This window comes from Acetomicrobium sp., assembly GCF_059026225.1.
This window is the reverse complement of record NZ_JBWQOQ010000002.1, coordinates 120,274-144,036: the sequence shown is the minus strand read 5'-3', so window position 1 is coordinate 144,036 and position 23,763 is coordinate 120,274. Positions and strand designations below refer to the sequence as shown.

Sequence of the window (23,763 nt, the reverse complement as noted above, 5' to 3'; positions counted from 1 at the left end):
GAGAAATATAAATGGGGAAGTTGCGATGTGATCTTGGGAGGTGATATCTCAGGAGAAGGGGGCATAGTAGTTTTTGGGAATAGCGCAAATTTTTTGAGGGGAGGGTTTTAAGATGAATTTTGCAACGCTTCTCGCTTCTTTTGGCGGAGGTGTATTTGGAGCGGCTTTGGGTGCATTGCCGGCCTTTGTTTTTACCGGATTCGCCGTGTTAATAGGGGCTGCTGCTGTACTTGGAGGGTCATCATTTGATTTCATTTCTAACGTGGCCTTTGGTCCCGTTTTTGGTCCTCACATTGCTTTTTGTGGTGGTGTCGCTGCTGCAGCGTATGCCGCAAAAAAAGGCATACACAAGGCTGGCAAGGATATTGTATCAGGCGGGGCTGGCTTCAATGATCCTATGGCATTACTGATTGGTGGACTATTTGGTATTTTAGGTTATTTGTTGGTCTCCATTTTTAATACAATTTTCCCCGCCGGTTTTACTGACAATGTCGCTTTAACAGTATTTCTGTCAAACACCATTACAAGGGTAACCTTTGGGAAAACAGGTGTGTTTGGCACCTTAAGTGAAGAGGCTAAGGCAAGAGGGCGCTTTACTCCCGGTGGAAATGATGTATGGTTGCCACATCAGCAAGATTTTGGTCAAATCTTTGTAATATCTCTGGGAGTTAGCTTGCTGGCAGCGTGGTATGCTCTTGCTGTGATTGGAGTAGACCAAGCTTACTTCCCAGCAGCCGCTTTTGTAGGATTTGGGATCTCGGCTGCGTCGTTGATACTCCTGTGCATTGGCACAAATGTGCCTGTCACACACCACATAGCGATTATAGCTTCTTTGTCCGCCATTGCTAGCGGTTCTTTGGTCGTAGGCGTCATTATGGGGATTATATCCGGGTTCCTCGGGGAACTAGCTTCGCGCACGTTCTTTATTCATGGCGATACCCATATTGACCCGCCCGCAACGGCCATTTTCATAATGACATTCTTACTATGGGTGATCTTTTAGGTGGATGACTCTTTATCAGGGTTTTACTTAGCAAATGTAAAAGGGCAGCACCATCTTAATAATCAGGTGCTGCCCTTTTACATTTTTTCGGAGCAAAGAAATTTTGAAATAATTGCATTGTTCATCGAGCATTTTGTCCGAACTATTCAATTTAGGATTAACGCTGGTGGACATTTCGTGATTTTGATGATACATTTACTAATGTATATGTAATGTAACTGTACGCAATATTCCTATCAGATGAGAGCCTATTTGTAATAGCTAAAGAGAATAGAAGTTGCTTTAGTAATTGATACTATGCCAGTATAAGCATAATAGAGCATTAGATGGCAATATATTTGACATCAAAGGTATAACAAAACAATAAAAATATTATTAAAAGGGGGTTGTTCTGGTTGGAAATATTTAATTACATGCAAAAGTATAATTACGAGCAATTGGTTTTGTGTCATGATGAAGCGTCAGGTTTACGGGCCATAATTGCAATTCACGACACTACATTGGGGCCTGCGCTGGGTGGGTGCCGCATGTGGACATACTCATCCGAAGATGAGGCCATAGAGGACGCCTTAAGGCTTGCCAGAGGCATGACGTACAAGAACGCTGCCGCTGGCCTAAATCTCGGAGGAGCAAAAGCCGTTGTCATTGGCGATCCTAGAAAGGACAAGTCCGAAGCATTATTTAGGGCTTTGGGTAGATATGTCGAAACGCTAGGCGGTAGGTACATCACGGCAGAAGATGTCGGTACAACCATCGAGGATATGGAATACATAAGGATGGAAACCAAATATGTCGCTGGATTGGGAGAAGGCAGCGGAGATCCATCGCCCATTACTGCATTGGGCGTGTTTCACGGAATAAGGGCCGCTTGTAAGGAGGTATTTGGGACCGACGATGTAGCTGGCAGGAAAGTTGCCATCCAAGGCATAGGAAACGTTGGATATAACCTGGCAAAGTACTTAAAAAAGGCTGGGGCAGAACTTATCGTGACGGACATCTTTGAGGATAACGTAAATAAGGCGGTAAAGGAATTGGGCGCAAAGGCCGTAAAACCCGATGAGATTATCGGCGTAGAATGCGATATATTTTCTCCCTGCGCTCTTGGCGCCATCATAAACGATGAAACTATAGATAAGCTTAAATGCAAGGCGGTTGCAGGTTCGGCTAATAACCAATTAAAGGAAGATAGGCATGGCGATATGCTGGAACAAAAAGGTATTCTTTACGTGCCTGATTATATAATTAACGCCGGAGGGGTCATCAACGTAGCTGCGGAGCTCGAGCCGGGCGGATACGTTAGGGAGAAAGCGGTAAAGAAAGTCGAAGCCCTCTATAACGCTGTTTTAGAAGTAATTGAGATAGCTAAACAAGAAAACATACCTACATACAAGGCAGCAGATAGGTTGGCGGAAAACAGGATTAATTTATTGGCCAAGGTGAGGAAGAATTACGTAGGATAGCTTGCATGTAGCGTTAGGACAACTGGCTTAGCTTGAGCATTTTAAAAAGATTACATACAAAGCAAAGAGCTTTTGCAGCTATTCGTCGAATCGTCTCAAGGTAAAGGTGCTTGAGCAGGCATTTCTGTTAAGTAAACAATAAACACATAGGAGCAGATCGATCGATCTGCTCCTATGTGTTTATTTGAAATGTTTGATCAAATTCGGGCTACATGTTTATCCTCAGGTATTTAAAACGCTCCACTTGTTCTTTTATTGCCCTTTCCACGGGGATGCGCTCCATGCTCGATGCACCAAAGAACCCAACAATTCCTTTGGTGTGTGCAAAAATATATTCCACGTCCTCCGGCTCGGCTATGGGGCCGCCATGACATATTACCATGACGTCAGGATTGACTGATTTTGCAGCATCGTGTATCTCTTGCACGCGCTTTGCTGCCTCTTCCAATGTTAAAGCAGTTTTGGCTCCAATGCTTCCTTTGGTAGTCAAACCCATGTGGGCAACTATGATATCAGCGCCTGCTTTTGTCATGGCTATGGCTTGTTTTGTGTCGAAGACGTAGGGACAGGTCAGCATGTCCAGCTCGTGGGCCAAGGCTATTGCCTCAACTTCTAGATCATAGCTCATTCCTGTTTCCTCCAAGTTCTGTCTAAAGACGCCATCTATTAGTCCCACCGTGGGGAAATTTTGAACGCCATCGAAGCCAATTTCTTTTAACTCTCTTAGAAAAACTTTCATGAGCCTAAAGGGGTCCGTCCCGCATACGCCCGCTAAAACTGGTGTATTTTTCACCACGGGGAGAACTTCAGAGGCCATTTCTACAACTATGCCGTTGGCGTCACCGTAAGGGAGAAGCCCTGCCAAGGATCCTCTGCCGCCCATGCGATATCTGCCCGAGTTGTATATTATTATGAGATCTGCCCCGCCAGCTTCCGCGAACTTTGCTGAAATCCCCGTGCCAGCGCCACATCCTACTATAGGTTTTCCTGCCGCTACGTTTGAACGTAGTTTTTCTAATGCTTCTGTTCTAGTTATGAAGGGCATTTCAACTCCACCTCCTAAATTATCTTTTCGATAAAAACTCAAACGTCTTATCCGTGACGGCCTTCGCAAATTCAGCGTCATTTATGTTGGCATCCACTTCGATTAAGGGTATGTCCTTTCTGAGATTTTCTTTTAAAGCGTTTAATAGGGCCTCATTAGCTTCAGGCCACCAAAAATCTTCACCCGGAGAATCAAGCTGAGATAACCCCTTTAAAGGGAAAAAGACGGCGGTTGGTCCTTTTGATTGGTTCAGCCTTTCTGCCATTATTTGACCTAATTTCGTATTTTCTTCGGGATTCGTGCGCATTAGCGTAACATTTGGATTCCATGGATAGAGCTTTCTATTTTTGTACTTTTCGGGAACCGTATCGATAGCCCAAAAGTTAACCATATCGAGACATCCTGGTGCAACGACTTGCGGGATGCCCTTTAGCCCGGCAGTTGTGAGTCTCTTTGGCCCGGCTGACATGACCCCTCCACATAGTTCATCGGCCAGTTCGGTCGTTGTCAAATCTAAAGCTGCGATGAAATAATCGTTTTCGATCAAGTCTTCCATCGTCATTCCGCCGGTGCCAGTAGCATGAAACACCATCACTTCGTAGTTTTCTACTTCCATTATCTCCTTACATTGCTCTATAAGCTTAGTTGTGTTGCCAAACATGGAAGCGGCTATCAAGGGTTTCGATTCTATCTCCGGCACCTCAGTTTCCATCATCCCCGTGAGAGCCCCCACAGCTCGCGAGTAAATATCTACGCTTATTGCGTTAACGCCTGCTACATCTACGATTGAGGGAATCATAACTATGTCTTTTGTTCCAACGTAAGGCTTTGTATCGCCCGATGCAACAGTGGAAACCAATACCTTAGGTACTCCCAAGGGAAGAGCTCTCATTGCAGCAGAGATAATAGCAGTCCCGGCAGATCCACCCATCCCAAATATGGCATCGAGATTGCCTTCCGCGTAAATTTTTTTGGCAATTTCCGCTGCTCCTTTGGTCATGACTGCCATAGCATGACCCTTGTCCTTTTTTTGTCTTAAAGAGACCAAGCTTTCTCCGCCCGCTTTTGCGACAGTATCAGCATTGATATCGGGTTTAAAAAATGGCTCTCCCATAACTCCTACATCTACGACGAAAGCTCGGAAACCTTTTTCTTCAATTCTTTCTTTGACGAATGCGTAGTCTTTGCCCTTTGTATCTAATGACCCAAATAAAACGACAATTTTTGACATTGACTTCACCACCCTCACTTTCAATTGATTTTTTCGATAGCAAGTTTATTATATATCACAACAGGGCGAAAAAATATCTTTAGTGTAGCGAAGGTCCCATTTTGCATTTTTGCCGAAAGGTTTCCTCCTTAGGAGAGTTGGTGCTACTTCCCAGTGAAGAAATGAAACTTATCCTTGAAAAATTCAAGACCTATAATATATAAAAATAAATGATGAGCGATGAAATTTTTAGTTGTCGGTGATGATTTTGGAAGAAGCTTCCTTTTCGTTTATGTCATGTAAGCATGGGAACTGTAGCAGCTAAAATTAAAAAGACTATGGATGCTGTCGCTGGCAACAAGAGAAATTTGGAGGCGAGACTGTATGGTAACAGTTGGACTCTTTGATTCCGGGTTTGGGGGGCTTACGGTGGTGCGTGAGGTGAAACGCCAATTACCAGGAGCCAATGTAGAATTCTATGGGGATAATGGACGCGCACCCTACGGACCACTTTCTAAGGAAACAATTGTTGGATACGCACGGCAGATTTTGGATTTTCTAGCTGGCAAAAAAGTTGATATTGTTATTATTGCCTGTAACACGGCTACTGTTGCTTCTTGGGAAGAAGTAAAGGACCAATACCCATTCCCCGTACTGGGGGTAATCAAGCCTGGAGTGAGAGCTGCGCTGGCGGCAACGCGTAACAAAAAGATCGGCGTGATAGCTACTAACTTTACCATCGAAAGCGAAGCCCACAAGTCAGGGATCCAGGCTATAGACCCGAAAGCCGAAGTTATCGGTCTGGCGTGTCCTAAGCTTGTACTTCTGGTGGAATCTGGAAAAACCTCGGGGCCGGAAGTGGAAGAAGCAGTTATTTGTTATCTTAAAACATTTAAGAGCACGGGAATAGATACGCTTGTTCTGGGGTGCACTCATTATCCGGTGCTAACGGACATAATTCGGCGATACTTGAATCCCGATGTTGTCATTGTAGATCCGGCAGTGGAGACTGTGACTGAGATCAAGAAACTGATCGCGAAGAAGGGACTTGTGGTTGATTGCGCTTATCCGGTCTACAATTTTTATACCAGCGGTGACCCCGAGTTGTTTGTAAAAGTGGGATCAATGATTTTGGGATGGCCAATTGATAAAGTAGAAAAAGTTGTTTTAGATGCCTGACGTTAGCTAAATTGCCACGATGGCACCGGGATCAGAATCAAACATTTGTAATTCGGGATCGCGTGTTTTAACAAGATCACCTAAAAAGCTGGGCAAAATCGATCATGTTTAGTAACCAGTTACGTTATAATAAATAATAATAAGCAAAGTTAAAAGTTGAATATAAATTTATTTTGCTTGGAGAGACAGTAAATGGCTTCCTATGGTTCTTACGAATGGTGGACTGAGATAATTGAACTAAATACACTTAAGAACCTTGTGGACAGATTTGCTGCAGCAATGAATGTAGGTGCCGTTATAGCGACGACAGATGGCACCGCCTTAACTATACCAAGCAATTTTTGCGCTTTTTGCCGCAGACTTCGTTCTCACCCGGAAGGTAAATGTGGGTGCGAGAAAAGCGATGCATGGGGAGGGGAACATGCCTTAGATGTCGATGGGCCGTTAGTTTATAGATGTCATTGCGGATTGATAGATATGGCAAGCCCGTTGATCATTGAAGGAAGATTTGTTGGCACTTTACTGTGCGGTCAGGTTTTGCTTAGACCATACACAGAAGAGGAAGTTAGAAAAGAGTTAGTTCCCCTTTGGCCCTGTAGCGCAAATGAGGTTGATGATTGGGTTCGCGACTTTTTATCCTTGCCGATCGTAGATGAGACTACTCTCCTTAATGCCATGAATCTTTTAAATGTGATGGCATCGCATATAGTAGAACTCTGCGAACGCCACCTAATTGAAAGCAAATTATTGCACAAGACGATGGAGTTAGTGAAGGCACAACGCGACAAGGAAGTGCTTGAGAGAAGCTTAAAGATGGCACAACTTAAAGCCCTTCAGAATCAGCTCAATCCGCATTTTATGTTCAATACTTTAAACATCATGTCGCGTTTGGCCATGTTTGAGGGTGCGCCGCAAACGCAAGAACTTACCATTCAATTCGCTGAATATCTTAGATATATTCTTAGAAGGCAATCGTCTGACGAGCTGGTTTATTTAAGCAGTGAACTTGAGTGTCTTAAGCAGTATTTAGCAATTCAAAAAGTCAGATTTAGCGATCGATTTTCTTATGTTTTGGATGTAGAGTCAGCAGCTTTGTCGTGCAAGATTCCTTTTCTAATACTCCAACCGCTGATAGAAAATGCGGTTGTACATGGCATAGAACCATCGTTACGCCCAGGTGTTGTGCTCGTAAAAGGAAGAGTAAGGGCGGAGAAATTAGAAATCAATGTAGAAGATAATGGTGTTGGTTGCTCTTTAAAGAAAATCAAAGAAGGCGTTGGAATTTCTCATGTAAAAGAAAGACTGAAGCTGCATTACGGCAGCGATGCTTCATTTGATATTTGGAGCGAGCCCAATGTAGGCACAAAAGTAAGTATATGTATGCCTTCTATGGGGGATTGAAATTGGTGTCCAGAAGAGTACTTGTAGTGGAGGACGAACCGTTAGAAAGAAAAGCATTGGTGGAAATGCTCAAGTCTTACCCTTTGCTTCTCGAGCTTGACGAAGCATCAAATATCCCTGATTTTGAAAGAAAGGCCCGACAATGGGACCCCGACGTTGTTTTATTGGATCTGAAGATTCCCGGGGGTAGTAGCCTCGACTCCTTAAGTAGATTGCGAAGTGAAGGTTTTCATGGAAAAGTTATAATCGTGACAGCTTATGATGTCTTTGAGTATGCGCAACAAGCGGTTGGACTCAATGTAACTGCCTTTTTAGTAAAGCCCATCAAAGATGGGGCGCTTTACGAGGCCATGAGCAAGGCAATAGAAGAAATTAAAGAGGCTGACAAAGCATCGCAGCAGCTCTTGAGATTAAAGAGATTTATTTTAGAAAATAAGAGCTTCGTGGCTTCTGTGATGATACAAGGAATAGTGCGCGGAGAGGAAATTACAGAAGGGCTTAAAAATGTTGCCAAAGAAGTGGGATTTCTTCCAGCAGAAGGCATGCATATCTTTGGAATCATCGCGTTGAGTGGTTCTGACGCTGAAGAAACTCAATGGCCACAATTGATGCTTTGGGGAGAGTTGCAGAAGATATTAGATGATTCAGCCTTCCTGGTGCCATGGCAGCATTACATTATGCTACTATTCTTTAATAGTCCCATAAAAAATCCGGAGGATATAGCTTCTAAAGTTTTCGATGTCACTCTACAAAACAATATGCATTGCAATGTAGTTTATATGGGCAAGATCAAGGGATTGGACGAAATTTATGAAGTTCTTCCTTCTTTGGAGGAAATATTAGAGGAAAGTATACTTGAGGGTTTTGGAAATTTTATTTTTGGACAACCACAATCGCGGGTTAGAAACATAGAAATAAGCGAAGAACATCTCGATTTTAACAAGCCCTTTTCTATGATTTTAGAGGGAATGAGAAGCGGACAGTTACAACTATTAAATGAGGGAACCAACAAGTTATTTGCTCTCTTGTCTCAGCATGACGTTGCACTTGATATTGGGATCGTAAGGTTATTATTCGGAGGATATACTGGACAAATATGTCAATTGCTTTTAGATCTTAAGTGCGATCAAGAGGCTATTAAAACATGGGCAAGAAGGCAGGTCAGAGACATGATGATCCCGGTTAGATCGCTTTCTGACCTTAAAAATATGTTTTTTATATCTCTTGAAGAGGCATGGAAAGTCAGGCAAAGCATGAAAGATCCAGAGATTGCTTTGATACAGCAAGCTCTTGCGTTTATCGATGATAATTTAGAAGAAGCAAATTTAACTAAAGTATCGGAGCATGTTTACGTCAGCCCAAGCCATTTAAGTCGGATGTTTGGCAAGGTGTTAAATAAAAGATTTGTCGATGTAATCAAGGAAAAGCGCATTGAGCGTGCTAAGAAGTTTCTGGCCATGGGGTACAATGTTACGGAGACAGCTACATCTGTAGGATATGGTAACATAACCTACTTTAGTTCTCTTTTTAAGGAAATGGTCGGTTGTTCCCCCAGTGAATATAAGAAATCTTCTCTATCCAAGCGATGACCACTTGTGAAAAATGCTATGGGGCAATAATGCGATAACATAGAACATAAATTTTCTTCCTCGCTCGGTGTATTGATATTTATTATTATTTGAACAAGAAAACAAAGATTTAGTAAAAAGACCTGAGAGAGTGCTCTTAGGTCTTTTTATGTATGCATCGATAAAAGTAATTGAGCAAAATAGTGCTGTTCTCTTTAAATGCAATTTCATCAGTTTTTTGATTTACTATGTGTTACACATAGGAGGTGCCTTAGTGGACGGCGGCGATCGTTTAAGGGTGATACAGGAATACGTTCCTGGTAAGCAGGTGACTCTTGCCCATATAATAAGAAATCCCAAAGATGATCTGTGCAATAAGGTGGGCATTCATAAAGCCGGAGCAATAGGAATAATGACGATTACTCCGGGAGAGGGTGCCATTATAGCCGCTGATGTTGCGAGCAAATCTTCCACGGTAAACGTTGATTTTGTAGATAGATTCACAGGCTGTGTTATCGTTACCGGCGAGGTGGCTTCCGTAGAAAATGCTCTGCGCGCAGCCGTGATTTCATTAAAGGACATCCTCGGGTTTTTCCCAGCGGAAATTACTTACACATGATGCGCATTATGGTTATAGGACCCTCAGGGTCTGGTAAAACTACATTGCTGCATAAACTGGGACTCACTGAAGATAATGATGTCGTTCGGAAAACCCCCTCTTTATGATTCTTTGAAAGAGCCATAGATACACCAGGTGAATTTTTTGATTTACCTCGTTTTTATCACGTATTGATAACTAGTTCTTCTCGGTGTGCCATCACTTTGCTTCTAGTTGACCCAACAAATTTAAAACAGTTTCCGTCTCGGTTTGTAAGGGCTATTCGATCAATAGTTATAGGAGTGATCAACAAGGCGGATCTGGCAAAGGAAGATCAAATAGAAGTTGCGAGAAAAATATTATATGAAGCGGGCGTTATGGAGGTGGTTTGTGTTTCTGCTTTGACTGGAGAGGGACTAACGACACTGAAATACAAAATTGGTCAATTTATTAAGTTATCGGGAGGTGTGTAAGGCCATGAACGGAGAAGCATTGGGAATGATTGAAACGAAAGGGCTGGTGGGAGCTATAGAGGCAGCCGATGCGATGGTGAAAGCGGCGAATGTTAGGCTCATAGGCTACGAAAAGATCGGTTCCGGCCTTGTGACGGTGATGGTTCGTGGCGATGTAGGGGCAGTCAAAGCTGCCGTCGATGCTGGTGCAGCCTCAGCAAAACGTGTAGGAGAGATCGTGTCTGTTCACGTAATTCCCAGGCCCCACAGTGATACCGAGAAGCTGCTTCCTAAGCTAGGATAGCGGCGCCCTTGTTCGGGAGGTGTGATTGATGGATCAAGAGATCATGCAAAAAGTAATGGATGAGGTGATGAAGCGCATCGGGGGCGGAAGCGTTATTTCCCCTGAAAAGGCTTCTGATCAAAAGGAAGTTCCTACCGCTAGCGTGCAAAACCTGGTCGGTGTCACCGAATATGTTGGTATTTCCGAGGGAGACACCATTGGATTAGTAGTAGCTAACGTTGAGCCGATGCTTCACGAAAAATTGGGCATAGATAAAAAATTCAGATCTGTGGGTATTTTTTCGGGCAGAACTGGAGCCGGACCTCAAATAATGGCAGCTGACGAAGCCGTTAAGGCGACCAACACGGAGATAGTCGTCATTGAATTGCCCAGGGACACTAAAGGCGGAGCCGGTCATGGATCGTTGATAATTTTTGGCGCAGAAGACGTGTCAGATGCCAGAAGAGCCATAGAAGTAGCTTTAAAAGATTTGCGGCGCACTTTTGGCGATGTTTATGCAAACGATGCCGGTCATTTAGAGTTTCAATATACGGCTCGAGCCAGTTATGCCTGTAATAAAGCCTTTAATGCACCAATAGGTAGAGCTTTTGGTCTAATCGTGGGTGCACCGGCGGGCATTGGTTTCGTAATGAGCGATACAGCACTCAAAGCTGCTGAAGTCGAGCTAATAGATTATATGTCTCCCACGAAAGGGTTATCTCTCACGAATGAAGTGGTCATAACTTTCACGGGCGATTCCGGTGCAGTTCGTCAGGCCCTAATAGCCGCTAGAAGTATAGGCAAAAAGCTCCTGGGTGCTATGGGAGCAGAACCCGAGTCGGCTACGACTCCTTACATTTAGGGGTCACCGAGTGTAAAGGGGGCGTAAAAATTGGTTGAAAAGAAAAGCAAAAGGTTCGAAGTGCTAAACAACAGACCAGTCCATAAAGACGGATTCATTGGCGAATGGGTAGATGTAGGACTTTATGCTATGGGAAGTCCTAATGATCCGACCCCGTCCATAAAGATCGAGAATGGCAAGATAGCGGAGATGGATGGGAAGAAGCGCCAAGACTTCGATATGATCGAGCAATTCATAGCGAATTATGCCATTGACATTGCGATGGCTCCTCAAGCCATGGCAAAAAGCGAGATTGAATTAGCGAAAATGTTGGTTGATCCCAACGTTTCCAGGGATGAAGTTACCAGGGTGTTTCAGGGTTTGACGCCAGCTAAAATAAGCAGGGTTATGGATTGTCTAAACATAGTTGAAATAATGATGGGTATTTCTAAGATGCGATCTCGTAAAACTCCTGCAAATCAAGCTCACATAACTAGTGCAAAGGACCACCCCGTACAACTTGCCGCGGATGCAGCTGAAGGAGCGTTAAGGGGTTTCGTGGAACTTGAGACTACAGTGGGTGTTAACCGTTATGCTCCTTTGAACGCTTTGTCTTTGCTCATAGGATCTCAGGCCGGTAGGCCGGGAGTGCTTACTCAATGTGCTCTCGAAGAGGCCTTTGAGCTTCAGATTGGGATGAGAGGTCTCACGAGCTATGCAGAAACGGTCTCGGTATACGGTACCGAAAGCGTGTTTATCGATGGCGACGACACGCCCTGGTCAAAGGCATTTCTTGCATCCGCCTACGCAAGCAGGGGATTAAAAATGCGTTTTACGAGCGGCACAGGTGCGGAAGTGCAAATGGGAGCCGCTGAGGGTAAGAGCATGCTCTATCTAGAAGCTCGGTGTGTCATGATAACCAAAGGTGCCGGTGTGCAGGGCCTTCAAAACGGCTCTATCTCTTGTATAGGCGTTCCTGGTGCTGTCCCCAGCGGCTTGAGGGCAGTTGCGGCAGAAAACCTCATCACGGTGACGCTTGATATGGAAGTTGCCTCCGGTAATGACCAGACCTTTTCCCATTCCGATTTAAGGCGAACCGCGCGTACGATACCTCAGCTCTTTCCCGGTACAGATTTAATTTTTTCCGGTTACTCCGGCGTTCCAAATTACGACAACATGTTTGCCGGATCCAACTGGGATATCGAGGACATGGACGATTATCTCGCAATTCAGCGTGACTTTAAGGTTGATGGCGGTTGTAGACCTGTCTCCGAAGAGGATGTAGTTGCAGTGCGCAATAAGGCGGCAAGAGCTCTTCAGGCTGTGTATGACTCATTGGGATTTCCGCCCATAACTGATGCTGAAATTGAAGCTGCAACTTATTCTCACGGAAGCCAAGATTTGCCCGACAGAAATGTGACTGAGGATCTAAGGGCTGCCGAGAGACTTTTAAGCGAGGGCATAAATGGCATCGACATAGTTAAAATCCTTGCGCAAAGGGGTTTCAGGGACATAGCTGAAGCCATAGTAATGATGATGCGTCAGAGGGTTTCCGGGGATTATCTGCAGACTTCAGCATGGATCGATCGTGACGGTACTGTTTACAGCGCCGTTAACGACCCCAACGATTATCAAGGCCCTGGGACCGGATATAGGATCTCTGAAGAGCGTTGGCAAGAAATAAAGGAAATTCCTTGGGCGATTAGACCTGAGGATGTGTGAGGAGGGGAAGGCAATGCAGGTCAATGAGGAATTAATCAAAAAGGTGATCGCAGAGGTTTTGCAGGAAGTTTTAGGAGAGCAAGCGAAGATGCCTTCCCCAAGCGCGACGCAACTTCTGCCAAGGGGAGGGAAGATGACTTTAGTTGAAGTAGGTGTAGCTAAAAGAGGCACAGATCCCAAGGAAGTGGCCGTTGCTGTACCTCCGGGTTTCGGAACGGCCTTTACCGAAACCATAATAGGAGTTCCTCACAGCGAGGTATTACGTCAAGTATTTGCCGGGATTGAAGAAGAAGGTTTAAAACCGCGATTAGTCCGCGTATATCACACTGCAGATGTGGGATTCATTGCTCATCAGGCAGCTAAGCTGTCCGGGTCGGGCATTGGCATTGGTATATTGTCGAGAGGTACTACAGTCATCCATCAACGTGACCTCAATCCCCTAAATAATTTGGAACTATTCCCTCAAGCCCCTCTTCTCGACCCCGAGGTGTACCGGGCAATTGGACGTAATGCAGCTAAATATGCTAAAGGAGAACGTCCGACGCCGGTGCCTACCAGAAACGACCCCATGGCTCGTCCTCGCTATCAGGGAATCGCTGCACTCCTTCACAATAAAGAAGCGAGTTATTTGGATCGCTCCAAGCCACCTATGGAGCTTGAAGTTCGTTTTGAATAAAAGGGGGCGTTGAAATTGGCTGAAAAGTTTAACGAAGAAATGTTAGCTGAACTGGTAAGGCAAGTCTTAAAAGAGATGAGCAGTCAAGAAAGTGAGAAAAAAACTGGAGCGCCTTACAAAGTGCAGGTTGAAGAATGTCAGGGGCTTACAGTTGAAGATTATCCCTTAGGCACTAAAAGGCCTGACATAATAAAAAGCCCAAGAGGTAACGCCTTTAATGATCTTACCTTGGATGCTGTCTTGCAAGGAAAGGCGACATTTGAAGATTTTCGAATAGCGGCTGATGCTTTGTTAATGCAGGCTCAAATAGCCGAGTCTGCCGGAAGAAGTCAAATAGCAACCAATCTGAAGAGAGCTGCTGAATTGACGAAGGTCCCTGACGAAAGGATTTTGGAGATATACAATGCCATGAGACCTCATCGCTCAACGAAAGAAGAACTTCTTGCCATAGCAGATGAGCTTGAAAACAAACATGGAGCGACGACGTGTGCAACTTTTGTCAGGGAAGCGGTCTCCGTATATGAACGTCGAAAACTTTTCCGAGGGGATGTTCCCGAATAGTAATAGTTGCGAAAAGGGGGGGCTAAGGTGCCTACAATTGCCGGAATTGACATAGGAAACGCTACTACTGAAGTGGCCCTGGCACGAGTGAATGAGAACTCGGTGGAATTCATCTCTTCTTCCATTGCTTATACTACAGGCATAAAGGGGACTTTGCAAAACGTTGCCGGTGTCCGTAGGGCATTGTCCCTTGCTTTGGAGAAGGCTGGATGGTCGCGTGATGATTTTAAAAAGGTAGATTTCATTTGCTTGAACCGAGCAGCCCCTGTGATAGGCGATGTAGCAATGGAAACCATTACAGAGACAGTAATTACCGAGTCTACCATGATAGGGCACAACCCCTCTACTCCCGGCGGAGTTGGAGTTGGAGTTGGTGAGACGGTATCGATTTTTGACCTGGATATGACTAAGCCCGGGCATCCTGTAGTGGTTGTCATCCCGGGCAGCGTAAATTTTGAAGAAGCTGCGGAAAAGATCAACGATGCCTTGTCTAAAGGTATAGATGTCAGAGGGGCCATATGCCAATCGGACGACGGGGTATTGATAGTAAATAGGTTAAATAAGGTAATTCCGATAGTCGATGAAGTCAAAGCCATCGATCGCGTTCCTCTGGGTATGCAATGTTGCGTGGAAGTGGCACCACCCGGAAGGTCTGTGGAGTTGCTTTCTAATCCTTATGATATCGCCACAATTTTTGATTTATCAGCTGATGAAACTCGTCAGATAGTCCCCGTTGCCAAGGCTCTTATAGGGAATAGATCTGCAGTCGTCATACGGACACCCTTAGGCGAAGTCAAGGAAAGGCGGATTCCTGCCGGTGAATTGTATATCATTGGACCAACTGGCAAAAGGACCATTAACATCGACGATGGAGCTAGGGCAATAATGGAGGTAGCGGAATCTAACTGGCCCATCCAAGATATTTTTGGGCAACCGGGGACAAACGTGGGCGGAATGATGGAAAGAGTTCGCAAGACTATGTCGGAACTGACAGGGCTTCCTTTGGGGGAAATTCACATTAAAGACTTACTGGCAGTTGATACCATGGTTCCCCAACGCGTTGTTGGCGGTCTGGCCGAAGAGTTTGCTATGGAAACGGGTGTAGCCCTGGCTGTGATGGTGGAAGCCCAAGAACTCCCCATGCAAAAACTTGCTTCTGCCATAGAGTCCGACATAGGAGTTAAGGTGGAAATTGGTGGCGTTGAAGCTGAGATGGCTATAAGTGGAGCTTTAACTACACCTGGGACAAGTACTCCATTAGCCGTCTTAGATTTAGGTGCAGGCAGTACGGATGCATCTTTGATGCGACCTAACGGACAAGTAGAGCTCATTCATTTAGCAGGAGCAGGAAATATGATAGACACCATCATAGCAAGCGAGCTTGGGATTGACGACATGGAGTTGGTGGAAAACATAAAAGTACACCCCCTTTGTAAGGTAGAAAGCGTATTTCACGTTAGACTCGAAGACGGGACTGTAAGATTTTTTGATAAACCCCTGGCTCCAGAGCTGTTTGGCAGGGTAGCTCTGATGGTAAATGATAAATTTTTGAGTCCCCTTTTGCTTGATTTTTCTATTGAAAGAATTAGGAACGTGAGAAGAAAGGCAAAAAGAGAAGTCTTCGTAACTAATGCGCTAAGGGCATTGAAGCGCGTTGCTCCAGCACAAAATATTCGCTTGATCGATTTTGTAGTCTTGGTCGGTGGATCTGCTCTTGATTTTGAAATTCCAAACATGATAACAGAGGAATTAGCAAAATTTTCAGTTGTTGCTGGTAGGGGAAATATAAGAGGAAGTTTGGGTCCGCGTAACGCTGTAGCTACAGGACTTGTCTTGTCGAGTGTTGGGAGGAAAATTTTATGACTTGGTGTGGAAAAGTAGGCGAAATAAGTGAGGAACGGCCCACTATCTTATTGCTGCTTCCTGATCCTTTGAAAGACAAGGTCCATGAAGTGGGAATTGGCGCAGAAGAAGAAGGGGTGCCAATAGCATGGGATATCCTGGATAGTGATGCAAAGACCCTTGCTTGGGAGGCTGCAAACAGATCGCGTCTGCGGGTGGGAATAGGCATTTCTCCCAATGAATGTGCGCTTACGTTAGCCAATCTGGATCCAGAGGAGCCACTAATTTTCATGGAGGATAGTATTGTTCCACTTCGTTGGCTAGGGCAAGCCGCAGCAAGGTTGGTAAAGGGTCTTCCTCTCCCTCCAACAAACGGTGAGAGAGTCCTTGTGGAAGATGATTTAGATGAAGGGAAAATTGCTGAGGTAGTTACCAGGATATTGCAACAAATGGGTTTGACTTAGGAAAGGGGGATTCCCAGTGTGCAAAATATAAAAATGGCCTTGGGGTTCATAGAGACAATAGGCTTAGTGGCCGCTATTACTGCTGCGGATGCAGCTTTGAAAGCCGCGCATGTTACTTTAATAGGACGCGAAAACTCGCGTGGTGGCATGATCACAATTAAGATAGCGGGTAATGTAAGTGCAGTGAAAGCTGCGCTCTCTGCCGCCAAGGCCGCTTCTGAAAGGGTAAATCGAGTTTGGTCTATTGATGTGATTCCTAGACCTGGACGCGGCGTTGGTGAAATGTTGGCATATAACCAAGCTACGTTAGGATCTAAAGAATGGCTAAATTTGATCTCACCTCCTGTGACTCCAGAAAGAGAGGAACCAGTTAGCGACGATACAGAAACAGTTGCTTTCGAGGAAGCTCGGGACGAACCAAAGGAAGAGACAAGCGTTGATGCTGACGTTAAGCCTAAAGACTTAAAAGAGGACAAGGAGGCTAAAGGTGACAAAGGCAAGGGAAAAAATCAAGTAAGTGGAAAAAAGACCACAAGAAAGAAGACTAAAAAAATGCCCGAAAAGCACAATCAAGATGTTATTGAAAGAGAGGGAGGTAAGGTAAATGGCTCAGGAAGCCCTGGGAATGATTGAAACGAGAGGGCTCATTGGTGCGATAGAGGCTGCAGATGCAATGGTCAAGGCAGCAAATGTCCGTTTGGCGGGACAGCGGTTTTCAGGAGCTGGTCTTGTGACAGTGATGGTTCGCGGTGATGTGGGGGCGGTTAAGGCCGCTGTTGACGCCGGAGTGGCAGCAGCTTCTCGGGTTGGCGAGGTTATATCGTCCCACGTCATACCTAGGCCACATACCGATACAGAAAGCATTTTACCCGGAGAAGGTGCTCGGAAAACTGAACCGCTTGATGTGCAAGCCGATTGACTAGCTCATTAGGGGGAAATGACCATGGTGAATGAGGCCTTGATAAACGAGGTTGTTCGCCGCTTGTTGGATAAACTTAACTCAAACGCAAAAGACCCGGCGCTTGTAGTAGCGGGCGTCAGTAACCGTCATCTTCATCTCACTGCCGTCGACGTAGAGACCTTGTTTGGCAAAGGTTATATTTTGACCAAAGTTAGAGATCTTCGTCAACCAGGCCAATATGCTTGCAAGGAGACAGTTACTTTAGTTGCTGCAAGCGGTGTGCTGGAAAACGTTCGGGTTCTTGGCCCGCTTAGAAAAAACACACAGGTAGAAATGGCAATGTCAGATGCAAGAAAGCTACATATCGATATTCCACTCCTCAAAAGTGGATCAAGCCAGACCTGTCCTCCCATTGTAGTTTTGGGTCCGAAAGGACATATTGTTTTAACGAAGGGAGTCGGTATGGCATGGCGCCACTTACATTTTTCTCCAGCAGAGGCTGAAGTTTTAGGCTTGAAAGACAACCAAGAGGTTGACGTGAAAGTTTATGGAGATCGAGGCCTCATATTCAAACGAGTATGGGTAAGGGTTGGTCCGGAATTTATAAGCGAATTCCATGTCGATATAGACGAAGCAAACGCCTGTGGCCTACAAACGGGCGATTACGTGAGGATTTTGATATGACTGTCGATGCCCACGATGTCACCATAGACGGCATTATCAGTGCGGAAACGTATGAAAAACTTGCAACCGTTAATAAGGCTTTAAATTGCGATGAGCCTCTTTCGGAGTGGGAAGAACTTTATCTGGGCTTTGATCTTGGTACCACGAACCTAAAGTTGGTCGCTTTTAACGAGGCAGGACAACCGGTTAACGCGGTGCTCTTTGATTCTCGTTCCTCACTGCGCGACGGCGTTATAGTAGATTACATAGCTGCTATAGAAGGAATGCGAAAGTGTCTTAGAACATTGAAGAAGCGCTTAGGCTGCAACGATATTACAGCAGTAGGTGCTGCAGCTTATCCCCCAGGGATATCCCAGAGGACTGCTCAAGTGTGTGCTAATGTCGTTGAAGCCTTAGGCCTCACCTGCATGGGACTTTACGAAGAGCCCGTGGTTGCGGCGACTGCGTTGGGGATGCAAAATGGGGCAATAATAGATATAGGAGGGGGCACTACAGGCATCGCGGTGGTCCAGGATGGAGAAGTCGTATATTCTGCCGATGAGCCCACAGGAGGTACCCATGTAACCTTAGTCCTCGCAGGAGCCTTAGGTATATCTTTTGATGAAGCTGAAAAGTTGAAGCGTAATAGTACCGCTCATAAAAAAATATTTAATATAACTCGCCCCGTGTTTGAGAAAATGGGCGTCATAGCAAGGGATCATCTTGCTAAAAGTGGCTTCCTGGAAAAAGAACGTGTAATTGTGGTCGGCGGGGGAGCTAATATTGAAGGTGCCTCCGAAGTCATTTCTCAGGTGTTAGAGACTAAAGCAATTTTAGCTCCCTTCTCATTGATTGTTACATCGGTGGGTATAGCTGAATGTCTATGGAGGCGTTGTCATGGAGGTCACAATAAATAGTTTATGCGAAATTGTCTTAAAAAGACTTTCTATGCCACGAGTGGGAATGGTGTGGTCATCGCCACCCACGCTTCAATGGAAACCACGCGGGGAAATAACGTTGGTACATTATCTGCCCAATCATTTTCGTGAAACTTTTGAGTTTGAAAACAACCCATCTTATCTTATCGAATCCATAACAAACCCTAGACATGAAGCCAAAACTTTATCGGCTTTGGTAGTTCCAATGGCCTCCTTACAATTGATTTCAGAGCTCTGTTTAGGCTTTCCTTTCTCTCCCGCCGGATCGCTCATTTATGGCTGCCTCGATGAGCAACTTCCGGTGATCATTGACGATAGCAACTTAAGATGTGGTTTTGGATTGAGGGACTGTATGGCACACTGGCAAGCGCTCGATAAAATTTCATCGAGACTTTGCGATTTGGGATTCGTAATGGTTTTAAAGGACAATCTATCGTCAGGCATTTCACATAACGTCATGGAAATCTGTGAAAAAGGTTGGATAAGTTGGTGTGAATTAGCAGGTCGTCTTTCCGGCGTCAATGCGATCGTCTTAAAAGGGGGAGCCCGTTTGACCGACGAAGCAAAAGATAGATTGAGATCGTTGAGAATTAGGATAGAGGAGGACATGTGATCATGGCCCTTCAGTGGGAACTCATAATTGCGCCATCCACTTCTTGTAAAAGAATTTTAAAGAATCGGATTCGCAGAGGCATCTTCAGGGAAGAAGATGAAGAATTGCTTAATAACGTCAAATGGGGGGCTGTGTTAATACTGCAGGGAATGGTAGCGCAAACGATAGCTGCCGTAGATATTGCCACCGATATTGCCTCCGTAGAAGCCTTTGAAGTCATGGGCAATTGTCCCCAGCACATGCCTGCAGTTGCTATCATCGGAACCGTTGCCGAAGTAGAAAGAGCTTTGGAAGCTTTGAAGGGTGGGGGTAAATTGCAATGAAGCTCGGCAAAGTGATAGGACAAGTTGTTTCGACCAGGAAAGATGAGAGATTAGTAGGACATAAATTATTGTTAGTACAATTCCTTGAACCTGGAAAGGATGGCAGGTTGGTGTCTGCTCGTGGTGACGGTCGAGTAGAAGTCTCGGTTGACCTTGTGGGAGCTGGAGTCGGAGAAACAGTTCTTCTTTGTTCAGGCAGCTCAGCCAGGAATGCTACGGGTGTAACAGATGCTCCCATAGACTTCGCCATAGTTGGCATCGTTGATACGGCAGATGTGTTCTTAGACGAGTTAACATGAGAGGTTTAATAAAACGTCATGGCGAAAATATATACCAAAACGGGGGATTTGGGAAAAACATCTTTGTATGACGGTACCCGTGTCAGGAAAGATGACCCCAGGATCGCTTTAAATGGGACGTTAGATGAAGTAACTTGTGCTTTGGGAATTGCTCGTGCGAGAGCAACTCCAAAGGTTTCCAATTGGATTGAGCTACTTCAGGCAGAACTTATCGAAGTCATGGCTTACATAGCGCGTGGAAAGGCCAAAAGAGAAGCCATTTCACCTCTTGGCCTGGAGAAGCGAATAGATTTGCTTGTGAGCGAATATCCCTTTTATAGCGATTTCATCCTCCCCGGTGATGATGAGGTGAGCTCGGCACTTCATCTTGCAAGGGCCTTTGCCCGTAGGGCAGAAAGGGTAGGCCTGAAAGCTCTAGAGTCCAGTTTAATCGACAGGGAGATATACATATATTTGAATCGCCTTTCAGACTACATCTATGTTCTGGCCGTTTCAGCATATTGGGAAGGTGTTATAGCAAGAATTACCAAGAAGGTGGTGTTTGAAATGGATCAGAAAACAAATATAGGATCAAAATATTTAAATGCAGAAATAGCACGCAAGCTCATAGACGCGGGACGCAAAAAGGCCCAAGAAATTGGTGTTCCTATGGCCATGGCTGTTTGTGACGCTAACGGTTTTTTAATAGCCTTCGAAAGGATGGAGGGCGTTCTTCAGATAAGCTTGAGCCTTGCGCCCAAAAAGGCTTCTACTGCGATAAAGCTTAAAATGCCAACCGAGGTTTTGTCCCAGTTGGTGCAACCTGGAAAAGATTTATATGGGCTCCAAAATGATCCTGAATTGGTTGTGTTTGGTGGAGGATTATTACTCAAGAAAGATGAAGATATAGTAGGAGCAGTTGGAGTAAGCGGCGGATCAGTTGAGCAAGATATCACTGTAGCCGAAGCTATGGTAAAGATGTGGGAGAGTTGAGGGGGGAGTTCCATGAAGGCTATCGAGGTTGACGATCTCGTTAAAAAGATTGTAGCAAAAGTTGCTAAGGAACTTGCCCAGGAAGGAGAAAAATATCCTTCATCGGTAAAGGACATTGTTGAAATTACCTCTAAGGCCCAAAAAACTTGGCAGTGGGATTTCAATCTGGAAAGCCGAAGCAAAATTATCGCAGCCTTAAAGACGAAACTCTTGCCCCATGCTGAGGAGTTGGCCCAGCTTGCCCGTGAAGATACCAATATGGGTTGCTTAGATGATAAAATACTAAAGAAAAAGCTTTCGATAATTAAGACGCCAGGTCCAGAATACTTCACGACTAGGGCAATATCGGGAGATAATGGCTTAGTTCTTGAAGAGCTCGCTCCTTTTGGAGTGATTGTGTCAATAACCCCTTCTACAAATCCGGTAGCTACCGTCATAAACAACACGATCTGCATGTTGTCCGGAGGAAATGGGGTGGTGTTTTCGCCTCATCCAGGCGCATTGCGGTGTACTTTCAAAACTATTGACCTTATACGAAGTATTTTGGCTCAAGAAGGCGCTCCCGCTGACGTGGTCTCAGTTTTAAGCGACGCCTCGTTGGACAGTTTGAAGGAGCTTATGTCCCACCCAGAAGTTAAGCTCGTTTCGGCTACAGGTGGGCCAGGTGTTGTTAAAGCTGCCCTTTCATCGGGGAAACCGGCTATTGGGGCGGGCCCGGGCAACCCTCCTGTATTGGTCGACGAGACGGCGCATCTCGAGAAGGCAGCCAAAGACGTGATTGCAGGGGCTTCCTTTGATAATAACCTTCCTTGTATTGCCGAAAAGGAATTAATTGCCGTAAATTGCATTGCCGATGAGCTGAAAGAATATATGTGTAAAAACGGAGCATTTGAATTAAAGGACCGAACGAAAATAGAAGCATTAGCAAACTTGGTATTGACCAAAGATCAAAAAATAAAAAAGGATATGGTCGGCAAGGATGCCTCTGTATATTTGGCCAGGTTAGGTATCGCTCCTCCTCCAAACGTGCGTCTTATTTTGGTCGAATGCGACGAAAAACATCCCTTTGTTCAAGAAGAGCTTATGATGCCCATATTGGCGATGGTAAGGGTGGCAGATTTTAAAGAGGGATTGGCCATGGCAAAGCGCGTTGAACATGACTTTAGGCATTCCGCTGTTATTCACAGTACAAATATAGACAATATGAGTGACATGGCCAAGTTTATGGAGACATCTATATTCGTAAAAAATGCGCCCTCTTTCGCGGGTATAGGCATTAGAGGCGATTGTCCCACGTCATTTACCATAGGAACGACTACGGGTGATGGTCCGACTACACCGTTGTCCTTCTGTAGGGTCAGACGTTGTGTTCTTCATGGAGCATTTCGCATAGTTTAGACAGGGGATATGCCGAATGACTAAAGATGAATTAGTGGAGCTGGTAAGGGATGCCGGTGTTGTTGGAGCGGGGGGTGCAGGCTTCCCGACCCACGTCAAACTTCAAGCTCAAGATATAGACACTTACGTGATGAATGGCGCTGAATGTGAACCGCTACTTTATGTCGATCAGACGTTGATGCAAAACTGGGCTTCCTTTTTGATCTCGACTTCCGAGACCTTATCGTCGGTTTTGAGATGTAAAGTTTTGTTTGGCATTAAGCATAAACACGTTGAATCGCTAAATGCCATTCGCCAGGTTGGTGGGAATGTTTGTGTTTTGGGGGATTACTATCCTGCCGGAGATGAATTGATCTTGTTGCAAGAATGTACCGGCCGCATCGTTCCTGAAGGGGGATTGCCATTGCATGTGGGCGCCATCGTAAACAACATAGAGACATTATACAACATTGGCAGAGCCTTAGAAGGTAAACCAGTAACGCATAGTTTTGTTCAAGTAGGCGGAGCGGTTAAGGCTCCCGGCATATGGAGCGTTCCTGTAGGTGTCGAAGCTTCGGAAATGATCCAGGCGGCCGGAGGTATAAGCGTAAATGATCCAATATTTATCGATGGCGGTCCGATGATGGGGCAATACCACAGGGATGCCAATTTCCCAATTTCTAAGATGACCAAAGCTGTTTTAGTTTTGCCATCGAACTCCGTCCTTGCCAGGTATGAAAATATGCCTGTGAGCGTTATGCTAAGACAAGCTAGAGTTGCTTGTTGCCAATGTAATGAATGCACCTTGGTTTGTTCCCGCTATCTTATAGGTTACGATCTCCGTCCGCATAAAATCATGCAGGCCATGGCTTATAAATTCATGAGGTTGCCCGACATAGTTCAATCGGCCATGTTGTGCTCTGAGTGTAATCTGTGTAGCGGTCTTTACGCATGCCCTATGCATCTTTCTCCTAGGCGCGTAAATCAAGTAATAAAGGACATCATGATCAAACAAGGCATAAAGCCACAATTTAATAAAAAAGAAATTCCACCACGACCTGAGAGACCCTTTAGATTGGTGCCCACGACGAGATTGACTTATCGCCTCGGCTTATCTGTATATGATCCACATCCGCCGTTTAACGGTGATTTTGTTGCACAAAAGGTTAGGATACCCTTAAAGCAACATGCAGGTGCTCCATCCGATCCCATTGTCTCTATAGGAGACCAAGTCCATGAGGGTGACTTGATTGCTGATGTTCCAGAAGGCGCCCTAGGTGCTCGCATTCACGCCTCAGTGAGTGGCTTTGTTGAGGAAATAACTTCAGAATATATTGCCATTAGAGCTTCAAATTTGTAGGAGATGGTTGTC

Annotated in this window: 25 protein-coding genes and 1 pseudogene; 24 read left to right on the top strand and 2 right to left on the bottom strand. The window is 45.2% G+C overall.

The features are described 5' to 3' along the window. The first annotated feature begins 112 nt into the window (after positions 1-112). Together AC5SXE_RS01855 and AC5SXE_RS01850 are read left to right on the top strand one after the other, a co-directional pair. Complete coding sequence (locus AC5SXE_RS01855) at positions 113-1,003, top strand: DUF7973 family transport facilitator (protein ID WP_493916434.1); 891 nt, start codon at positions 113-115, stop codon at positions 1,001-1,003. A gap of 395 nt (positions 1,004-1,398) precedes the next feature. Further along, on the top strand, positions 1,399-2,463 hold the full coding sequence (locus AC5SXE_RS01850; RefSeq protein WP_493916433.1) for a Glu/Leu/Phe/Val family dehydrogenase: 1,065 nt from the start codon (positions 1,399-1,401) through the stop codon (positions 2,461-2,463). 208 nt (positions 2,464-2,671) lie between these two features. On the opposite strand, the gene AC5SXE_RS01845 is transcribed toward AC5SXE_RS01850, so the two are convergent. After that, on the bottom strand, positions 2,672-3,508 hold the full coding sequence (locus tag AC5SXE_RS01845) for a phosphoenolpyruvate hydrolase family protein (RefSeq protein ID WP_493916432.1): 837 nt from the start codon (positions 3,506-3,508) through the stop codon (positions 2,672-2,674). A gap of 19 nt (positions 3,509-3,527) precedes the next feature. Continuing rightward, positions 3,528-4,739: a Tm-1-like ATP-binding domain-containing protein gene (locus AC5SXE_RS01840; protein WP_493916431.1), complete on the bottom strand. Its 1,212-nt coding sequence runs from the start codon at positions 4,737-4,739 to the stop codon at positions 3,528-3,530. Between the two features lie 363 nt (positions 4,740-5,102). Here AC5SXE_RS01840 and murI point away from each other — a divergent pair, with 363 nt between their 5' ends. The 22 genes and pseudogenes from murI to AC5SXE_RS01730 all read left to right on the top strand — a co-directional run bounded on the left by murI (position 5,103) and on the right by AC5SXE_RS01730 (position 23,751). Next, a complete protein-coding gene (gene murI / locus AC5SXE_RS01835; protein WP_493916430.1) occupies positions 5,103-5,897 on the top strand; it encodes a glutamate racemase in 795 nt (264 codons plus the stop codon). 192 nt (positions 5,898-6,089) lie between these two features. Further along, positions 6,090-7,298 (top strand): sensor histidine kinase, encoded by a 1,209-nt coding sequence (locus AC5SXE_RS01830; RefSeq protein WP_493916429.1) that lies wholly within the window; start codon positions 6,090-6,092, stop codon positions 7,296-7,298. Between the two features lie 5 nt (positions 7,299-7,303). Then, positions 7,304-8,887, top strand: coding sequence for a helix-turn-helix domain-containing protein (locus AC5SXE_RS01825; RefSeq protein ID WP_332636449.1), 1,584 nt, complete (start codon positions 7,304-7,306; stop codon positions 8,885-8,887). Positions 8,888-9,140: 253 nt separating this feature from the next. Continuing rightward, the gene (locus AC5SXE_RS01820; protein WP_332636448.1) at positions 9,141-9,485 is read left to right on the top strand and encodes a BMC domain-containing protein; all 345 of its coding nucleotides are present in this window, start codon (positions 9,141-9,143) and stop codon (positions 9,483-9,485) included. A gap of 119 nt (positions 9,486-9,604) precedes the next feature. Beyond that, positions 9,605-9,937: pseudogene (locus AC5SXE_RS01815) on the top strand (EutP/PduV family microcompartment system protein); the annotation flags it as partial. Between the two features lie 4 nt (positions 9,938-9,941). Beyond that, a complete protein-coding gene (locus AC5SXE_RS01810) occupies positions 9,942-10,220 on the top strand; it encodes a BMC domain-containing protein (protein ID WP_009201841.1) in 279 nt (92 codons plus the stop codon). 28 nt (positions 10,221-10,248) lie between these two features. Next, positions 10,249-11,061: a propanediol utilization microcompartment protein PduB gene (gene pduB / locus AC5SXE_RS01805; protein ID WP_303881525.1), complete on the top strand. Its 813-nt coding sequence runs from the start codon at positions 10,249-10,251 to the stop codon at positions 11,059-11,061. Positions 11,062-11,091: 30 nt separating this feature from the next. Further along, entirely contained in the window at positions 11,092-12,762 is a 1,671-nt protein-coding gene (locus AC5SXE_RS01800; protein WP_310850222.1) for a propanediol/glycerol family dehydratase large subunit, read from the top strand. A 13-nt stretch (positions 12,763-12,775) separates the two neighbouring features. Beyond that, positions 12,776-13,438, top strand: coding sequence for a propanediol/glycerol family dehydratase medium subunit (locus tag AC5SXE_RS01795; RefSeq protein ID WP_303881528.1), 663 nt, complete (start codon positions 12,776-12,778; stop codon positions 13,436-13,438). A gap of 15 nt (positions 13,439-13,453) precedes the next feature. Further along, positions 13,454-13,999: a diol dehydratase small subunit gene (locus AC5SXE_RS01790; protein WP_310850225.1), complete on the top strand. Its 546-nt coding sequence runs from the start codon at positions 13,454-13,456 to the stop codon at positions 13,997-13,999. Between the two features lie 27 nt (positions 14,000-14,026). Next, on the top strand, positions 14,027-15,862 hold the full coding sequence (locus AC5SXE_RS01785; RefSeq protein WP_493916428.1) for a diol dehydratase reactivase subunit alpha: 1,836 nt from the start codon (positions 14,027-14,029) through the stop codon (positions 15,860-15,862). Beyond that, entirely contained in the window at positions 15,859-16,305 is a 447-nt protein-coding gene (locus AC5SXE_RS01780; protein ID WP_493916427.1) for a glycerol dehydratase reactivase beta/small subunit family protein, read from the top strand. The genes AC5SXE_RS01785 and AC5SXE_RS01780 overlap by 4 nt, the downstream gene beginning before the upstream one ends. A gap of 18 nt (positions 16,306-16,323) precedes the next feature. Continuing rightward, positions 16,324-16,938 (top strand): BMC domain-containing protein, encoded by a 615-nt coding sequence (locus tag AC5SXE_RS01775; RefSeq protein ID WP_303881539.1) that lies wholly within the window; start codon positions 16,324-16,326, stop codon positions 16,936-16,938. Continuing rightward, complete coding sequence (locus AC5SXE_RS01770; RefSeq protein WP_303881541.1) at positions 16,910-17,224, top strand: BMC domain-containing protein; 315 nt, start codon at positions 16,910-16,912, stop codon at positions 17,222-17,224. The genes AC5SXE_RS01775 and AC5SXE_RS01770 overlap by 29 nt, the downstream gene beginning before the upstream one ends. Positions 17,225-17,248: 24 nt before the next feature. Beyond that, on the top strand, positions 17,249-17,890 hold the full coding sequence (locus AC5SXE_RS01765; RefSeq protein WP_310850230.1) for a PduL/EutD family phosphate acyltransferase: 642 nt from the start codon (positions 17,249-17,251) through the stop codon (positions 17,888-17,890). After that, positions 17,887-18,786 carry an ethanolamine utilization protein EutJ gene (eutJ, locus tag AC5SXE_RS01760; RefSeq protein WP_310850231.1) on the top strand — a complete coding sequence of 300 codons (900 nt, stop codon included), beginning with the start codon at positions 17,887-17,889 and terminating at the stop codon, positions 18,784-18,786. The genes AC5SXE_RS01765 and eutJ overlap by 4 nt, the downstream gene beginning before the upstream one ends. Continuing rightward, complete coding sequence (locus AC5SXE_RS01755; RefSeq protein WP_310850233.1) at positions 18,767-19,420, top strand: hypothetical protein; 654 nt, start codon at positions 18,767-18,769, stop codon at positions 19,418-19,420. The genes eutJ and AC5SXE_RS01755 overlap by 20 nt, the downstream gene beginning before the upstream one ends. 2 nt (positions 19,421-19,422) lie before the next feature. Continuing rightward, complete coding sequence (locus tag AC5SXE_RS01750; protein WP_303881549.1) at positions 19,423-19,743, top strand: hypothetical protein; 321 nt, start codon at positions 19,423-19,425, stop codon at positions 19,741-19,743. Further along, complete coding sequence (locus AC5SXE_RS01745) at positions 19,740-20,042, top strand: EutN/CcmL family microcompartment protein (protein WP_303881550.1); 303 nt, start codon at positions 19,740-19,742, stop codon at positions 20,040-20,042. Before AC5SXE_RS01750 ends, AC5SXE_RS01745 begins: the two co-directional genes overlap by 4 nt. 18 nt (positions 20,043-20,060) lie before the next feature. Then, on the top strand, positions 20,061-21,014 hold the full coding sequence (locus AC5SXE_RS01740) for a cob(I)yrinic acid a,c-diamide adenosyltransferase (protein WP_310850235.1): 954 nt from the start codon (positions 20,061-20,063) through the stop codon (positions 21,012-21,014). Between the two features lie 12 nt (positions 21,015-21,026). Further along, positions 21,027-22,412 carry an aldehyde dehydrogenase gene (locus tag AC5SXE_RS01735; protein ID WP_310850237.1) on the top strand — a complete coding sequence of 462 codons (1,386 nt, stop codon included), beginning with the start codon at positions 21,027-21,029 and terminating at the stop codon, positions 22,410-22,412. A gap of 16 nt (positions 22,413-22,428) precedes the next feature. Continuing rightward, positions 22,429-23,751 carry a 4Fe-4S dicluster domain-containing protein gene (locus AC5SXE_RS01730; RefSeq protein WP_303881554.1) on the top strand — a complete coding sequence of 441 codons (1,323 nt, stop codon included), beginning with the start codon at positions 22,429-22,431 and terminating at the stop codon, positions 23,749-23,751. The last annotated feature ends 12 nt before the right edge of the window (positions 23,752-23,763 follow it).